Consider the following 15,995-nt stretch of genomic DNA (forward strand, 5'->3'; position numbering starts at 1 on the left):
CGCCCGGACGCCGTGACGTTCCGGGCAAGGGCTGTCCTTCCCCGTACGCACCGGTACTTCTGCCGCCCTGAACCAGGTTTTCACCCCGATATAGAGGTAAAAAACGGGCGTGCGGCTTAGGATCCGGCCCGTGACCATGGTGACTGGATTCAGGGGGAAATGGCGGTCGGTCGCGTACACGGGCGCGATCGTCCTTGCGGCGACGCTCCCCGGCGCGGTGCCCGCCCACGCCCTGACAGCACCCGCCGAGGGCGTGCGGTCCCTTCCGCCTCAGCCCTCGCCCGCCACCCCGGCTGCGTCCGGCGCGTTCGCGACCTTCCCCGCCCCCCTCCCGTTCCCGCCGGTCACCCCGGCGGCGGGCCGCACCGCGTCCGAGCTCCTGGCGGCGCCGCCCACCGTCTCCGCGCGGACGGCCTACCTGGTCGACGTCTCGCCGGACAGGGCGAGGAGGGTGCTGTACAGCAAGCGGGCCTCGGCACGGGTGCCGGTGGCGAGCCTCAACAAGGTCATGACCGCCTACGTCGTGCTGCGCGAGGCCGAGCTGAGCGACACCGTCAGGGTGTCGGCGGCGGACGTGCGCCACGCGGCCTCGAAGAACGCCACGCACGCCTCCCTGCGCGCCGGTGAGCGGCTGACCGTCAAGGAGCTGCTCTACGCGCTGATGCTGCCGTCCGGCGCCGACGCCTCCCACGCCCTCGCCGGGCGTTACGGCCCGGGAGAGAAGCGCTTCGTCGCCAAGATGAACGCGGCGGCGCGTGAGCTCGGCCTGACGAACACCCGCTACACCACCTCCGACGGCCTCACCTCGGGGGCGGCCGGGTGGTCCACGGCCGCCGACCAGGTGCGGCTGGCCCGGATCGCGCTGGCCGACCCCGCCCTGCGCGCGATCGCCGGCGCCGAACGCCGGATGGTCGCCCGCACGGCGGCACACCGGGCCCACGTGTGGCTCAACTCCAACGAGCTGATCGGCACCGTGCCCGGCGTGATCGGCGTCAAGACCGGCTACACCCGCGCGGCCGGCGCCTGCCTGCTGTTCGCCACCGAGCGCGGCGGGCGCCTGCTGATCGGCGCGGTCCTCGGCGACACCACACGCGCCCGCCGCTTCGTGACCGCCCGCCGGCTGCTGACCTGGGCCGGGGGCGCCGTCTGACGGCCCCGGGGCGGCCCGGGAACGGCTTCGCGGCCGGGCACGGGCCGTCTCGGCGCAGCCGGGGACGGCCCTCGGCCAGGGGGTCTCGGCCGGTGCGTTTCGGCCGCGAGAGCCGCCTCGGTCAGGGACGGGCCATCGCGTCGAGCGTCTCCTGCATGTGCTTGAGCAGCTCGCCCTTGCGCACCTCGAGGATGAGCTCGGCGATCTCGGCGTTGTCCTCGATCATGTCGCGAAGGCCGGTCCTGCCGGGGCCGTGGACGAAGCTGTGGCGCACCAGCGTGCGGTCGGGGGTGTCGCCGGGCTCTAGGTCGTAGCGCCAGGTGGACCCGGGGCGCTCGGGGTCGTCGGCGGGGTCGAGCACCACCCAGGCGAAGGTGCTGGGGCGGACGGCCTCGGTGACCATGCACGTCACCGTCCAGACCCGGCCCTCGCGGCGGTTGCGCCCCTCGAAGCGCGTCCCCGGCTTCAGCTCCGGCTCGGCGCCGCTCACCCAGGCGCCGTGCTCGCACTCGGGGCTCCACTCGCCGATGCGCGGCACCGACGTGATGAGATCCCACAGCCGCTCGCGCGGCACGTCGACATGGGTCTCCAGCTCGACACGCGTTCCGGTGATGCCGTAGTCCTCCACGCCGACCTCCGCGCGATCGTGATCCTCCGGTGGTGCCTCCATTCTCGACCGGCGCACGCGTTCGGCAACAGGCGTGCCGGCGGACTGGGGGTGAAACGGTCCATTGCGGGGGGAGCCGCGCCGGGCCCGCGTCTTGCCGGGGCGGTGAGGGGGGCGCGGGAAGGCCGCCGTGACAGATCTGGGTGTGGGCATTCTCCGAGATTTACGTGTCGCGTCACCCTTCCGCCCGCGGCGTGATCACCGGCGCGGGTTACCTGTCCCGGGGGCCTCGCGCCCCGCCTCTCGTCGCCGTCCCGAAGGAGAACACGTGGTGCGCCGCGCCATCGTCATCGCGCTCGCCGTCCCGGGGATACTGCTCGGCGGGGCCGTTCCGGCGCTCGCCGAGCCGCCGGGCGATCCGGTGCCCGTCGCCGGGCCGTTCCAGCCCGGGGAGGGGCGGTTCGCCGCCCCGTCGTCCAAGGTGTCGGAGCCGCTGCTGATGAGCGGCGCCGCCGAACCGGTGCCGTACATCGAGACCGCCCGGCGCACCCGCCCCGTCGCGCCGGGGACCACCCTCACCTCCTTCGACCGGCTGGACGCCAAGGGGTGGCTGCGCGCCGACCTGCTGAAGGTCGACCTGGCGGACGACGGGGTGCGCGCCGGCTACCTCTCGCCCGAGCGGGTGGCCGCCGTCGAGCCGCTGTCGAGGCAGGCCGAGCGGGCCGGGGCGATCGCCGGCGTGAACGGCGACTTCTTCGACATCAACAACACCGGCGCGGCGCTGGGCGCGGGCGTGGACGACGGCGTGCTGGTCAAGTCGGCGGTGCCCGGCTGGACGGGCCCGACGGCGGGGCTGGACACCGGCGGCCTCGGCCAGGTCACGCGGGTGCTGCTGGACGGGCGGGTGACGCTGCCGGGCGGTCGCACCCAGCCCCTGGACCAGCTCAACGCCCACTTCGTCGAGAAGGACGGCTTGGGCGCGTTCACCGCACTGTGGGGCACGGCCTCACGCGCCCGGGTCGCCGCGGACGGCGCCCAGCGGGTCGCCGAGGCGCTGGTCGTGGACGGCGAGGTGGTCTCGGTCAGCGACACGCTGGGCGCCGGCGACATCCCGGCCGACGGGTTCGTGCTGGTCGGCAGGGAGGCGGGCGGCGACCTCCTGCGCACGCTCAAGCCCGGCGACGCCGTGGGGCTGACCTACAGGCCCCGGGCCGAGAGCGGCAGGACGCCCGCGTTCGCCGTCGGCGGCAACCAGGCGCTCATCGAGGACGGCCGCGTCCTCCCGCTCACCGACCCCGCCGCCCATCCCCGCACGGCCGCGGGCTTCTCCGAGGACCGCCGGACGATGTACCTGCTGACCGTGGACGGCCGTCAGGTGGACAGCCGCGGCGTCACCATGCTGGAGCTGGCCGAGCTGATGCGCGAGGCCGGGGCGCACGACGCGCTCAACCTGGACGGCGGCGGCTCCTCCACCATGCTCGCCCGCGAGCCCGGCCAGGCCCGCGGCACGGTCGAGAACCAGCCGTCCGACGGCGCCGAGCGGCACACGCCCAACGGCATCGGCCTGTTCGCGGCACGGGGCAGCGGGAGGCTGAAGGGCTTCTGGGTGGAGACCGCCGCCGACCCGGCGGCCGCGCCCGGCGTCGGTCCCACGCGCGGCGGCAGGCCCGACCGCGTGTTCACCGGCCTTACCCGCAAGCTGGTCGCCCGGGGCTACGACGAGACCTACGGCCCGGCCGAGGGCGCCCCGCGGTGGCACTCGACGGGCCCCGCGGGCACGGTCGACGAGGCGGGCGTGTTCCGCGGGCGGGTCGCCGGCGACGTCACCGTGAAGGCATCCAGGGGGACGGCCCGCGGCGAGATCAAGCTCACCGTGCTCGACCGCCTCACCCGGCTCGGCGCCACCGCCGACCGGGTCACGATCGCCTCGCCGGAGGCCACCGGCCGGTTCGGCGTCGTCGGCTTCGACCGGGACGGCTTCACCGCCCCGGTCGAGCCCTCCGACGTCAAGCTGACCTACGACACCTCGGCCTTCGCCATCGCGGCCGGGCCGGACGGCGACTTCGTGGTCACGCCGCGCAAGTCGTACGGCTCCGCGCTGGTCACCGCCGAGGTGGCCGGGGTGCGCACCGCCGTGCCGGTGAGCGTCGGCCTGGAGAGCAGGACCGTGGCCGGCTTCGAGGACGGCGCCCGGTGGCGGTTCGGCACCGCGCGCGCCGGCGGCGCCGTCGAGCCGGTCGCCGAGGGGCACACCGGGCCCGGACTGCGGCTGTCGTACGACTTCACCCGGTCGACCGCGACCCGCACCGCCTACGCCTACCCGCCGGAGCCGATCACGATCGAAGGACAGCCGCAGGCCCTCGGCGCCTGGGTGTACGGCCACGGCAAGGGCGAGTGGACGGCCTTCACGGTGACGGACGCGGCCGGCCAGTCGTTCTCGGTCTACGGCCCCTACATCACCTGGGAGGGCTGGAAGCGCCTGGAGGTGGCGGTCCCCGCCTCCGTCGCCTACCCGATCCAGGTCACCCGGTTCTACACCATCGAGACGGGCGCCGACCGGCGATACACCGGCGAGGTGATCATCGACGACGTCACCGCCGAGCTGCCGCCCTCGGTGCAGACGCCGCCCGCCCCGGCGCCGGAGCCGGACCCGCTCGTGGTGCGCGACGGCACCGTGGACGGGCGGAAGTGGCGGTTCGCGGTGGTGTCCGACGCCCAGTTCGTGGCCCAGGACCCCGACAGCGTCTGGGTACAGCGGGCCCGCCGCACCCTGCGCGAGGCGGTCGCGGCCAAGCCCGACTTCCTGGTGGTCAACGGCGACTGGGTGGACACCGGATACCCGGCAGACCTGGCCCTGGCAAAGAAGATCTTCGACGAGGAGATCGGCGACCGGCTGCCGTACTACTACGTGCCCGGCAACCACGAGATCTACGGCACCGGCTCGATCGACGGCTTCACCCGGGTGTTCGGCCCCGCCTCGCGGACCTTCGACCACAAGGGCACCCGCTTCGTCCTGCTCGACTCCTCCACCGGCTCCTACCGCACCGGATCGTTCGACCAGATCCGCATGCTGCGCGCCGCTCTCGACGGGGCGGCGGAGGATGACACGATCAACTCGGTGACGGTGTTCGCGCACCACCCGCCGCGCGACCCCCTGCCCGCCAAGAACAGTCAGCTCGGCGACCGCAAGGAGGCCGCGCTCGTCGAGGAGTGGCTCGGCGGGTTCCGCGAGCGCTCCGGCAAGGGCGCGGCGTACGTGGGCTCGCACGTGGGGGTCTTCGACGCCGGGCGGGTGGACGGCGTGCCGTACTTCGTCAACGGCAACGCGGGCAAGGCGCCCGCCGCGCCGCGCGGCGGGTTCAACGGCTGGACGCTGTTCGGCGTGGACCCGCTGAGCAGGGCGGAGATCGAGATCACCCGCCGCCTGCCGTTCCTGCGGTCGCCCGGGTGGCTGTACGCGGAGGTCCGGCCGCACGTGGACGAGCTGGCCGTCGAGGCGCCCGGGCGGGTCGCCGCCGGGGAGACGGCGCTGGTGCGGGCGTCGGTCACCCAGCACGGCCGCACGCTGCCGCTGGCCTACCCGATGAGCGCCGACTGGAGCGCGTCGCCGAACGTGCGCGTCGGCGACCGCGCGGGTCTGCGCGCCCACCACGTGGCGTGGTTCGACGCGGAGACCGGCGAGCTGCACGCGCGGCGGGCCGGCACGGTCACGCTGGCGGTGACCGTCAACGGCGTGACCCGGCGGGCGACGGTCGAGCTGATCGCGGAGGCCGCCGCCAAGGCCTCCTGACCCGAACGCGCGAGCGCGGCGCCCCCCGGGCGCCGCGCCTCACCGCCGGCGGTGGTCAGTCGTCGTCATCGTCGCCGGTGTACGCGTCCAGGAGCTCTCGGCGCAGCAGGTCGGTGCGGACCATGAGCGCGCCGAGGAGCTCCTCGTCGTTCAGCCCGTCGGTGCGCCGGAAGGCCCACGAGGAGCGGCCCTCCTCGTCGAAGCACTTGACCAGGACGATGGCGCCCAGCGCGGTCCAGCCTTCGGGGAGCGGAGACACCGTGAGGCCGGTCAGGGCCTCCCCTATGGGGACGTAGTCGTCGTCTTCCACCGTGATCTCCCCCAGGGGCCGCTTGATCGATGGGGGGAATCCTGCCATGCCGGGCCGTGGCTCCTCGACGAACCGGACGCCCGCCCGCCCGCGTCCCGGCCCGGCGCGGGGATCAGCCGCCGTCCTGCCCCCTCCGCCGCCGCCGGGACCACCCGATGGCCACGGCGACGAGCAGGTACGGCAGCGCGGCCAGGGCCAGCAGCTGCCCGGGCCCGGCCCAGGCCGAGCCCACCGCGTAGGAGGCGAAGAACAGCACGGCCACCACCTCCGAGCCGAACCCGGCGATGGACGTCACGGTGGCCCGTGTGCGGTCGGGGACGCGGTCCTGCAGCCCGGCGTCGGCGTTGGCCGTCGCCCACTGGAACACCCCGCTCGCGACGGCGACGAGCGCCATCCCCGCGGGGTGGCCGCTCGCCGCCCCGGCGGCCAGGCAGACCGCCGCGGCGGCCAGCGCCGGCGCCGTCCACCGGGCGCCGCGGCCCGCGAGCCACCCGCCCAGCGTGGCGCCGGCCGTGTCCATCAGCACCAGCAGCGGCACCACGGCCGCGGCGACGCCGGTCGCCGCCGCCAGCAGGGGGACGTACTCGTCCAGGGCCCCGACCCCCATGAGCGCGGCGACCAGCACCGCCGAGCGGAGCACCGGGGGTGACCGCCGGACCTCGCCGAGGCCGTCGGTGAGCACCTTCAGGTAGCCGTCTCCCCGCTCCGCGGCGCCGCCGCGCGACTCCGGCAGCGCGCGCGCGGCGAGCGCGGCGAGCACCGTGGCGGCGACGCTGGCCACGCCCAGCGCCGTGTAGCCGCCGGCCGCCGTCACCGGGGCGGCGAGCGCCGTCGCGGCCAGGGCGGCGGTGTAGCCGAGCGCCTCGGACCGCCCGATCAGGCGCGCGTAGGACGCGGTGGCGCCCAGGCGGGCCAGCTCCTCGTACACCAGCGCCTGCAGCGCGCCGGAGCGCATGGCGCCGCCGGCGCCCCACAGCACGAAGCCCAGCGCGAAGGAGAGGTAGCCGGGCAGGAACGTCCACAGGGCGAAGCCGGCGCCGGCCAGCAGGGGCGCGGCCACGACCAGGCGGCGGCGCGAGAACCGGTCGGCCCACAGGCCGGACGGCACCTCGAGCGCGAACGCGGTGACCGACCAGATGATGAACAGCGAGGAGATCTGCGCCGGGGACAGCCCGTGCTCGGCGAAGAGCACCGCGTACACGGGGTACAGCAGCACGAGGTCTTCGCAGAACGCGTAGGCGTACAGCCGGCGCGCGAGGGGTGACTCAGGTGAGGATCAATGTCGCCATGTCATGCGGCCAAGCTACAACGCCGCCCCACCCTGCGGGCAACGGGTTTTCCCCGCGCGGGCGGGCAAGGCGGCCTTGACGCCCGATATGGGGGTGCGCCGGGAAGCCGGGTGTGGGTACCCTCCGCCGAGAAGCCGTGGAGGGATAGCCGTGTCGCATGTCGAGGTTGGCCGTCTGACGTACGTGCTGCCGGACGGGCGGCCGTTGCTGAACGACGTCTCGTTCCGGGTGGGCGAGGGGGTCAAGGCCGCGCTGGTCGGTCCGAACGGGGCGGGCAAGACCACGCTCATGCGCCTGATCGCGGGCGACGTGCGCCCGGTCGAGGGCAGTGTGGCGAGCTCCGGCGGGCTCGGCGTGATGCGCCAGTTCATCGGCGGAATCCGCGACGGCCGCAGCGTCCACGACCTGCTGCTGTCGGTGGCGCCCGACCGCGTGCGCGACGCCGCGCGGCGGCTGGAGGAGGCCGAGCTCGCGATGATGGAGCGCGAGGACACCAAGACGCAGATGCGCTACGCCCAGGCGATCACCGACTACACCGACGCCGGCGGCTACGACATCGAGGTGCTCTGGGACACCTGCACGATCGCCGCGCTCGGCGCCCCCTACGACCGGGTGAAGTACCGCGAGGTCAACACCCTGTCCGGCGGCGAGCAGAAGCGGCTGGTGCTGGAGGCTTTGCTGCGCGGCCCCGACCAGACCCTGCTGCTCGACGAGCCCGACAACTACCTCGACGTGCCCGGCAAGCTGTGGCTGGAGCAGGCGCTGCGCGAGACGCCCAAGACCGTCCTGCTGGTGTCGCACGACCGTCAGCTGCTGGCCAACGCGGCCGACCGCATCGTCACCGTGGAGTCCGGCGGCGTCTGGGTGCACGGCGGCGGCTTCGCCACCTACGCCGCCGCCCGCAGGGAGCGCAACGAGCGCCTCGACGAGCTGCGCCGCCGCTGGGACGAGGAGCACGCCAAGCTGAAGCGCCTGGTCACCATGCTGAAGCAGAAGGCGACGTACAACGACGGCATGGCCCCGGCCTACCACGCCGCCCAGACCCGCCTGCGCCGGTTCGAGGAGGAGGGCCCTCCGGAGGTCGCGCCCAAGGACCAGCTGATCAGCATGCGCCTGCGCGGCGGCCGCACGGGCAAGAGGGCGGTCATCTGCGAGCGCCTGGAGCTGTCGGGCCTCATGCGCCCCTTCGATCTGGAGATCTGGTACGGCGAGCGCGTCGCGGTGCTGGGGTCGAACGGCTCGGGCAAGTCGCACTTCCTGCGCCTGGTCGCGGGTGAGGACGTCCGGCACACGGGCGTCGCCCGGCTCGGGGCGCGGGTGGTGCCCGGGCACTTCGCCCAGACCCACGCCCGGCCCGAGCTGCGGGGCCGCACCCCCTGCGAGATCGTGATGACCGAGCACGCCCGGCTGAAGAACGAGGCCATGAAGGCGCTCGCCCGTTACGAGCTGGCCGGCGCGGTCGCCGAGCGGCGGTTCGAGACGCTGTCCGGCGGCCAGCAGGCCCGGCTGCAGATCCTGATGCTGGAGCTGTCGGGCGCCACGCTGCTGCTGCTCGACGAGCCGACCGACAACCTCGACCTCGCCAGCGCCGAGGCGCTGCAGGAGGGCCTGGAGCGGTTCGACGGCACGGTGCTCGCGGTCACGCACGACCGCTGGTTCGCGGCGAGCTTCGACCGCTACCTGGTGTTCGGCGCCGACGGCCGGGTGTACGAGGCGCCCGAGCCGGTGTGGGACGAGGCCAGGGTCGTCCGGGAGCGGTGAGCGCTACCAAGGCTGGGTGGCGGTAAAACTTCGTCCGGCACGCGCGTGTCGCGGGAGTCAGGCCTGACTAACCGGGCTATGACGGCCTTGTGACCCAGCGTAGTCGAAACACGACAGCACGCGGACTCGGCATCGTGGTCGTCGCAGTGGCGGTAGGAGCGCCGCTCGGCGGGTGCGGCGAGGAGCCGCGGCCCAAGGAGCTCCAGAAGCCCCTCGTGGTCCGAGAGCAGAGCTCGTCGGTCACCCAGGGGACCGGCGGGTACGTGGTGACCTGGGCGGGCGTGATCGCCAACCCCAACCGGTGGCACTTCGGCGAGAACGTCGCGGCCACCGTCATCGGGCGCGACATCGCGGGCAAGGAGGTCGTCCACACCGAGCAGCCGCTGGACGCCGTCCCGCCGGCGGGGTCGCTGAGGTTCACCGGCCAGGCCCTGGCGTCGTCCAAGCCGATCGACGTGCGGGTCACGTTCAGGCCGGCCCAGTGGCGCAAGGCGGCCCGGATCCCGTCGGCGTTCGTGCCGTTCCCGATCTCGGCCGCCAACACCGAGAAGCTGGGCAACGGCTCCTACCTGGTGACCGGCGCGGTCGGCAACCCGTACCAGAAGGCGGCGACGAGCCTGGTCGTGACCGCGCTGCTGCGCGACAAGGCCGGCAAGCTCGTCGGCGGCGCCAGCACCTACGTGGACGACGTGCGCACGGGCGCGCCCCGCCGGTTCGTGCTCACCGTCGAGGGGCTCGCCGGCACCGGGCAGGTGGCGCGCACCGACATCACCGCGCGCACCTGGGGCTCCAGCGCCAGGCCCTACGAGGAGCTGGCCCTGAGCGGCGCGGCGCCGCCGGGGATGACGAAGCCGAAGACGCCGCCGTTCGCCCGTGACCGGGGAAGCCAAGCCATGCCGACCGAACGCCGGCCGTGAGCGCGGGGCTGACGATTCCCGAAACCGGAGGCGGCGATCCGGCGCCGCTGTGGATCTTGAAATCATCGGCGGGCTACGGTACATGCATGACTTCCCCCCGGATTGTCGTGTTCGGCGCCACCGGCTTCACCGGACGGCTCACCGTCGAGGCGCTCGTCGCGCAGGGAGCCCACCCCGTCCTGGCGGGGCGCGACGCCGCCCGCCTGGAGGCGCTGGCGTCCTCGCTGCCGGTGGAGCTGCCCACCGCGGTCGCCGACGTGAACCGCCCGGCCACGCTGCGGCGGCTGCTGCAGCCGGGCGGCGTCCTGATCTCCACCGTGGGGCCGTTCGCCCGCTGGGGGGAGCCGGCCGTGGAGGCGGCGATCGAGGCGGGCGCGATCTACCTGGACACGACGGGCGAGCCGACGTTCATCCGGCGCATCTTCCAGCGGTACGGCCCGGCAGCCGCGGCCTCCGGCGCCACGTTGCTGACGGCGTTCGGGTACGACTACGTGCCGGGCAACCTGGCGGCCTCCCTGGCGCTGAGGAAGGCCGGCCCCGAAGCGGTCCGCGTGGACGTCGGGTATTTCGTGCAGGGGAATGTGTCCCGGCGGGCAAGCAGGGGCACCCGGGCGTCCGCGGTCGGAATGCTGCTCGAGCCCATGTACGGTTTCAGAGACGGCCGCATTCTTCGAGAACACGGGCGTACCCGAATATTCTTCGTAAACGGCCGCCGGCGGCACGGCCTCTCCGTGGGCGCCTCCGAGCACTTCGCCCTTCCTCGTACGCATTCCGGGCTGCGCGAGGTGAACGTCTATCTCGGCTGGCTCGGCGGGCTCACCAAAGCCGCCGGCGTGCTGGCGCGGGCTACGCCTTACGTCGCGGTCATCCCCGGCGCCAAGCGGGCCACCGACGCCGTGGCCGATCGGGTGATCAGGTCGGCCAGCCGCGACCCCGCCCCCTCCTCGGGCGGCCCGACGATCTCCTCCCAGGTCATCGCCGAGGCCTTCGACCGGGCCGGACGCAGGCTGGCGGCGGTGGAGCTGCACGGCGGAGACCCCTATGACTACACCGGCCGCCTGCTGGCGTGGGCCGGCGTCACCGCGGCCGCCCAGGGCGTGAGCGCCCGCGGGGCCGTGGGCCCGGTGGAGGCGTTCGGCCTCGACGCGTTGGTGGAGGGCTGCGCGGAGGCGGGGCTGCGCGAGCAGGTCTGACCCCTCAGGCGGGCGACCGGCGCGGCGGGGTGCCGCCGCCGCGTGCATATGTGATCAGCAGTAAATACCGTGTAAAACGGGAAAAATGGTGATGTCAACACTTCTGGCGGCCTTGTCGTGCGCGCTGGAGTGTCACACGCGGATATGTCTTACCTGATCGTGATATGAACTGCAAGTCCTGCCAAACAATCTTGCTCGCTTTCATTACGCTAGTAACGAAGGCAGGTCATTGTGAGGGAAACACTGGAGCGAGCAGTTACGAAGCCTTTACTGTCGGTTATATGAATGACAGCGACCTGGTCGAGGCCCTGCGCGCCCGCGATCCCGGCGCCCTCGCTGCCCTCTATGACGGCTACGCCGAGGGCATCTACCGATACGCCTGGGCCGTGCTCCAGAGCTCCGACGGCGCGCAGGTGGTGCTGCGTGACACGATGATCGCCGCGGAGGCGCACATCCACGCGCTCGCCGACGCCCGGCGGGTGCGTGCCTGGCTCTACGCGCTGGCACGCGGAGAGTGCGCGCGCAGGCGGTCCTCGATCCCCCCCGCCGGTCGCGAGGAGTCCGCACCGGACGACCCCGCGGTGCCCGGCACGCACGACGGCGACATGCGGCTGGTCGCCGCCGGCGCGGTCGCGGCCCTGCCGGGTCACGAGCGCGAGGCCCTCGACCTGCTGACCCGGCACGAGATCCCCGGCGAGGAGCTCGCCGCCGTGCTGGGGGTGGACGCCGACACCGCCGAGCGGCTGCGGCAGGCGGCGGGCCGGCGCCTGGAGTCGCTGGTCACCAGCGAGATCCTCGCCCGCAACGCCAACGGCGACTGCCCCGCGCGCGGGCGCATCCAGGCCGGGCTCTCCTGGCCGCTCGACCCGCCGGCCCGCGAGCGGCTGCTGGAGCACAGCGAGCTGTGCGAGCTGTGCGCCCCGCACCGCGAGCGCCGCGTCTCCGCGGCGAAGGTCTTCGCCCTGCTGCCCGCCGTCACCGCGCCCGAGACCCTGCGGGTGCGGGTGATGAGCTGCTTCATCGACCCCGAGCTCGTCCCCTACCGCCGGTACGTCGCGCGCCGCACCGGGTTGCTCGCCGCCGACGGGTTTCCGGCCGGCGACGCCAAAGGGCGTCGTCTCCGGCCTCAGGTCGTTGCGGGCACGATGGCGGCGGTCGCGGTCGTCGCCGCCGCGGTAGTCCTCGTCGGCGCCGTCCACGGGGCCGGCGGGCGGCTCTCCGGCGACGCCGACGCGCTGACGCCGGCCCGCGCCCGGTCCGGCGCCCCGGCCGTCTCCGGCCATGCTCCGTCGGGACGCTCGGGGGGCTTGCCGACCCTCACCCCGATCGTCGAGGCCGTCCCGTCCACCGTGCCCATGGCGGTCCTGCGTCAGGGCGCCGGCGTGCCCGGTCTCGCCCCGGTTCCCACGCTGCTTCCGACCCCGCCGGTGCCGGTGCCCACGGTTCCACGGCCGCCGTCGGCCTCGCCCCCGCCCGTGCCGCTCCCCTCGCCGACGACCGAGCCGCCCGAGGTCATCGCGCCCACGGCTCCGCCCTCCGACCAGGTCGGGCCGCCCCAGCCGCCGCGTGAGCATCCGCCGGCCAAGCCGCCCCCGCCGGTGGACCACCAGAACGGCCCGCCGCCTACCCCCTGCCCGCCCACGGCCAAGCCCGTCCCGCCCGCCTCCCCTCCGCAGTCCGCCCGCCCGACCCTGGCGCCCATGCCACCCGGCGGCCCGCAGGGCGAACAGGGCCGCGAGGGCCCGCGCAAAGACCATCACGCGGGAGAGTCCCTTCCCGGGCCGCGCGGCGGCGCGGGGGAAGGCGGGGCGGGCGAGCCGCCACGACGGCCCCCCGCCGAGCCCGCGCACGATCTTGTCGCCGAGGCGCGTGTGGCCACTGCCGGTGAGCCCCGCGAGACGGGTGGCGGAGAACCGCGTGGGACGGGTGGCGGAGAACCGCGTGGGACGGGTGGCGGAGGGCTCCGCGAGGTGGGCGGCGGTGAACCGCGTGAGGCGGGGGGCGCGGGGCCGAGTGAGGCGAACGGCGGTGAGCCGCGTGAGGCGGGGTGGGACGGCCGGGAGGGCTCGCGGCAGGGCCCGTCGGGGGGAGCCCCGGCCGGTTCACACGCCCTGGCGCCGCGGTAGGGCGTCCGGCGGCGAGCGGCCCGTGTTCACGCTCCGAGACGACTCCCATCCGGGGGTCAGGGTGTGCCCGCACCCCGTCGCGCCCGAGCTGGCCCGGCTGGTGCCCCGGGCGCACCGCGTCGGCTGGCCCGTCTGGCTCGACCCCGGGCCGCGCAAGCTGCGCGGCGTGCTCGACCTGTGCCGGCTGCAGACCGCACGTGGCCTGGCCGTGCTCTCCTGGCTGTCCCGCGGCGGGCTCCCGGCCGACGTCGGGTGGCTGTGGCCGTCCCACCGCCTGACCGGCCCCCGCCAGCACCTCATGTACGACGCCGCGGCGGCCGTGCCCGACATCGTGCTCGGCCTGGTGACCGCCAACTGGACATGGGTGCTCGACACCCGCTTCGCCGGGCAGGTCACCGCCCCCTACCTGGCGGGCACGGCCTACCCGGACGACGGCTACACCGCCGCCCAGGCGACCGTCACGCTCCTGCGCATCTGGGAGCGGCACGCCGAGGCCAGGCCCGCGCTGGGCGCGGCCTGGGCCGCCGGGCGCACCCTCACCGACTGGTGCAAGGCGGCCGAGATCCGCGCCGCCCACGGCCGTGAGGCCCCGGTCTTCACCTATCCACGCGGCCCCGCGCCGCCGCCCACCGGGCTGCGCCCATGGCTGACACGGCTGCTGCGCCTCGACTCACCGTGACCGCTCACCGCGACCCGGCTCGCCGGGACCGGGCGCTGTGACCACCCGGCTCGCCGAGGCCGGGCTCACCCCGCTCGCCGTGCCCGGTTCGCGGTGACCGCCGGCTCGCCCTGGACCGCCCCGGCGGCTCAGTGGGCGCCGCCGCCGTAGGCGTCGCCTCCGCTCGCCACGTGGTCGAGGTGGCGCTTGATGCTGCGGTGGATCTCCACCTCGGCCTCCACGCGCCCCACCCAGTTGGCGCCCTCGACCGACTTGCCGGGCTCGAGATCCTTGTAGACCTCGAAGAAGTGCTGGATCTCCAGCCGGTCGAACTCCGGAACGTGGTGGATGTCGCGGATGTGCTCCATGCGGGGGTCGGTCGCGGGCACGCAGAGGACCTTGTCGTCCCCGCCCTTCTCGTCGGTCATCCGGAACATGCCCACCGCCCGGCAGCTGATGAGGCAGCCGGGGAAGGTCGGCTCCTGCAGGAGGACCAGCGCGTCGAGGGGGTCGCCGTCCTCGCCCAGAGTCTCCTCGATGAAACCGTAGTCGGCGGGGTACTGCGTGGAGGTGAAGAGAAGGCGGTCCAGCCGGATGCGGCCCGTCTTGTGATCGACCTCGTACTTGTTGCGTTGTCCTTTCGGAATCTCAACGACAACGTCGAACTCCACTACGTTCCTCCGCTCAGGCCTGTCGGGGTACTCCCGACTGGGCATTAATGTCTCGTAGGCGTATATCCAGGATGACGCATGCGGGAAAGAGGTCGGTGAGGTGGTGCGTCGCGAGCGAACGGTCGCCTTGGCGACGCTCGCCCTGCTCCAGGTGTTCGTCGGCGCCTCGGGCGCCTACGTCCTGCGCGAGGGCGGGCGCGACACCCGGGCCGTGGAGCGGACGGTCGCCACGCCGCCGCCTTCACCCGCGCCCGTCCCCATCGTGACCTCGGGGCCGGTGCTGGCCTCGGCCGCCGACGGATCTCTCCCGGGCAAGGGTACTTTGGCCGCCCGCCTGTCCGGTGCGCTGAAAGACCGGGCGCTCGGGCGCAACGTCGCCGCGGTGGTGGTCGACGTCGCCGGCCGCGACACCCTGTACAGCAGCAGGTCGGGCGCCGGCCTCACGCCCGCCTCCACCACCAAGATCGTGACGGCGGTCGCCGCGCTCTCCGCGCTCGGTCCCGACGCCCGGGTGGCCACGCGCGTCGTGCGGCCCAAGAAGGGCTCCGTCACGCTGGTCGGCGGCGGCGACCCCACCCTCGCCGGGCCCGCGGCCGGCACCCCCGGCTACCCGCGGCCCGCGACGCTGGCCACGCTGGCGGCCCGCACCGCCAAGGCCCTCAAGGCCGCGGGCACCACCTCGGTCAGGCTGGCCTACGACGACTCGCTGTTCACCGGGCCGCGCACCGCGCCGGGCTGGAAGCCGGGGTACGTGCCCGAGGGCAGCGTCGCGCCGGTGTCGGCGTTGATGATCGACGAGGGGCGGGAGAACCCGCGCGGGGACGCCCGGTACGCCGACCCGCCGCGCTCGGCGGCCGAGGCCTTCGCCTCCCTGCTCGGCCGGTACAAGATCAAGGTCGACGGGCCGGTCAGGCGGGCGAAGGCGGCCCCCTCCGCGGCCGAGGTGGCCAGGGTCGAGTCGCCGCCGGTGTACGAGCTGGTCGAGCACATGCTGACCGCGAGCGACAACGACCTCGCCGAGGCGCTCGTCCACCTGGTGGCGATCAAGGAGGGCCGGGAAGGCAGCTTCGCGGGCGCCGCGGGCGCCGTCCGCGACCTCATGAAGCGGCTCGGCGTGGCCGGCGTCAGCGTCCACGACGGGAGCGGACTGTCCACCCGCAACCGGATCACCCCCGCCGCGCTGGTGCGCCTGGTCGCCCTGTCGGCCTCGCCCGCGCACCCGCGCCTGCGCGCCGTCATCAGCGGTCTGCCCGTGGCCGGGTTCACCGGCACGCTCGGCAAGAGGTACGCCAAGGACGACACCCGGCCGGGCGCGGGCATGGTGCGCGCCAAAACGGGCACGTTGAACGGGGTGAACACGCTGGCGGGGCTGGCCAGGACCACTGACGGCCGGCTGGTGGCGTTCGCGTTCATGGCCGACGACGTCGCCGATCCGGACGGCGCCGAGGCGGCGCTCGACCGGCTCGCGGCCATTGTCTCCCGGTGCGGTTGCTCATAACTTCGCCGCACGACGTACGGTGGTG

Annotated in this window: 12 protein-coding genes; 8 read left to right on the plus strand and 4 right to left on the minus strand. The window is 74.3% G+C overall.

The window, feature by feature from the left end:
• Window positions 1–136 precede the first annotated feature (136 nt).
• On the plus strand, window positions 137–1,150 hold the full coding sequence (locus tag PYR91_RS10455) for a serine hydrolase (RefSeq protein WP_279779355.1): 1,014 nt from the start codon (window positions 137–139) through the stop codon (window positions 1,148–1,150).
• Between the two features lie 121 nt (window positions 1,151–1,271).
• Here the strand turns inward: PYR91_RS10455 and PYR91_RS10460 are convergent, their stop codons facing one another.
• The gene (locus PYR91_RS10460; protein ID WP_279779316.1) at window positions 1,272–1,778 is read right to left on the minus strand and encodes an SRPBCC family protein; all 507 of its coding nucleotides are present in this window, start codon (window positions 1,776–1,778) and stop codon (window positions 1,272–1,274) included.
• 307 nt (window positions 1,779–2,085) lie between these two features.
• On the opposite strand from PYR91_RS10460, the gene PYR91_RS10465 reads away from it, so the two are divergent.
• Window positions 2,086–5,547, plus strand: coding sequence for a phosphodiester glycosidase family protein (locus PYR91_RS10465; RefSeq protein ID WP_279779317.1), 3,462 nt, complete (start codon window positions 2,086–2,088; stop codon window positions 5,545–5,547).
• Between the two features lie 55 nt (window positions 5,548–5,602).
• Here the strand turns inward: PYR91_RS10465 and PYR91_RS10470 are convergent, their stop codons facing one another.
• Both PYR91_RS10470 and PYR91_RS10475 read right to left on the minus strand, forming a co-directional pair.
• Window positions 5,603–5,905, minus strand: coding sequence for a hypothetical protein (locus tag PYR91_RS10470; protein ID WP_279779318.1), 303 nt, complete (start codon window positions 5,903–5,905; stop codon window positions 5,603–5,605).
• Between the two features lie 64 nt (window positions 5,906–5,969).
• Window positions 5,970–7,073, minus strand: a complete 1,104-nt coding sequence (locus PYR91_RS10475) for an MFS transporter (protein ID WP_279779320.1) — start codon at window positions 7,071–7,073, stop codon at window positions 5,970–5,972.
• Window positions 7,074–7,296: 223 nt separating this feature from the next.
• Between PYR91_RS10475 and PYR91_RS10480 the strand changes: the two genes are divergently transcribed.
• The 5 genes from PYR91_RS10480 (at window position 7,297) to PYR91_RS10500 (ending at window position 13,822) form a co-directional block, all read left to right on the plus strand.
• Complete coding sequence (locus tag PYR91_RS10480) at window positions 7,297–8,907, plus strand: ATP-binding cassette domain-containing protein (RefSeq protein WP_279779321.1); 1,611 nt, start codon at window positions 7,297–7,299, stop codon at window positions 8,905–8,907.
• A gap of 134 nt (window positions 8,908–9,041) precedes the next feature.
• Window positions 9,042–9,824 (plus strand): FxLYD domain-containing protein, encoded by a 783-nt coding sequence (locus PYR91_RS10485; protein ID WP_279779322.1) that lies wholly within the window; start codon window positions 9,042–9,044, stop codon window positions 9,822–9,824.
• Between the two features lie 86 nt (window positions 9,825–9,910).
• The gene (locus tag PYR91_RS10490) at window positions 9,911–11,017 is read left to right on the plus strand and encodes a saccharopine dehydrogenase NADP-binding domain-containing protein (RefSeq protein ID WP_279779323.1); all 1,107 of its coding nucleotides are present in this window, start codon (window positions 9,911–9,913) and stop codon (window positions 11,015–11,017) included.
• Window positions 11,018–11,298: 281 nt separating this feature from the next.
• Window positions 11,299–13,143 (plus strand): hypothetical protein, encoded by a 1,845-nt coding sequence (locus PYR91_RS10495; RefSeq protein WP_279779324.1) that lies wholly within the window; start codon window positions 11,299–11,301, stop codon window positions 13,141–13,143.
• 22 nt (window positions 13,144–13,165) lie between these two features.
• A complete protein-coding gene (locus PYR91_RS10500) occupies window positions 13,166–13,822 on the plus strand; it encodes a hypothetical protein (protein WP_279779325.1) in 657 nt (218 codons plus the stop codon).
• A 128-nt stretch (window positions 13,823–13,950) separates the two neighbouring features.
• Here PYR91_RS10500 and PYR91_RS10505 read toward each other — a convergent pair whose 3' ends face one another.
• Window positions 13,951–14,472: an inorganic diphosphatase gene (locus PYR91_RS10505; RefSeq protein WP_279779326.1), complete on the minus strand. Its 522-nt coding sequence runs from the start codon at window positions 14,470–14,472 to the stop codon at window positions 13,951–13,953.
• Window positions 14,473–14,575: 103 nt separating this feature from the next.
• Here PYR91_RS10505 and dacB point away from each other — a divergent pair, with 103 nt between their 5' ends.
• Window positions 14,576–15,970 carry a D-alanyl-D-alanine carboxypeptidase/D-alanyl-D-alanine-endopeptidase gene (gene dacB / locus PYR91_RS10510; RefSeq protein WP_279779328.1) on the plus strand — a complete coding sequence of 465 codons (1,395 nt, stop codon included), beginning with the start codon at window positions 14,576–14,578 and terminating at the stop codon, window positions 15,968–15,970.
• Window positions 15,971–15,995 lie beyond the last annotated feature (25 nt).

Source organism: Sphaerisporangium sp. TRM90804 (assembly GCF_029846175.1).
Taxonomy (GTDB): Bacteria; Actinomycetota; Actinomycetes; order Streptosporangiales; family Streptosporangiaceae; genus Sphaerisporangium.

Coding starts and splice junctions, on each gene's coding strand:
- PYR91_RS10455 (WP_279779355.1), top strand. CDS start 137: ATGGTGACTGGATTCAGGGGGAAATGGCGGTCGGTCGCGTACACGGGC.
- PYR91_RS10470 (WP_279779318.1), bottom strand. CDS start 5,905: ATGGCAGGATTCCCCCCATCGATCAAGCGGCCCCTGGGGGAGATCACG.
- PYR91_RS10490 (WP_279779323.1), top strand. CDS start 9,911: ATGACTTCCCCCCGGATTGTCGTGTTCGGCGCCACCGGCTTCACCGGA.
- PYR91_RS10495 (WP_279779324.1), top strand. CDS start 11,299: ATGAATGACAGCGACCTGGTCGAGGCCCTGCGCGCCCGCGATCCCGGC.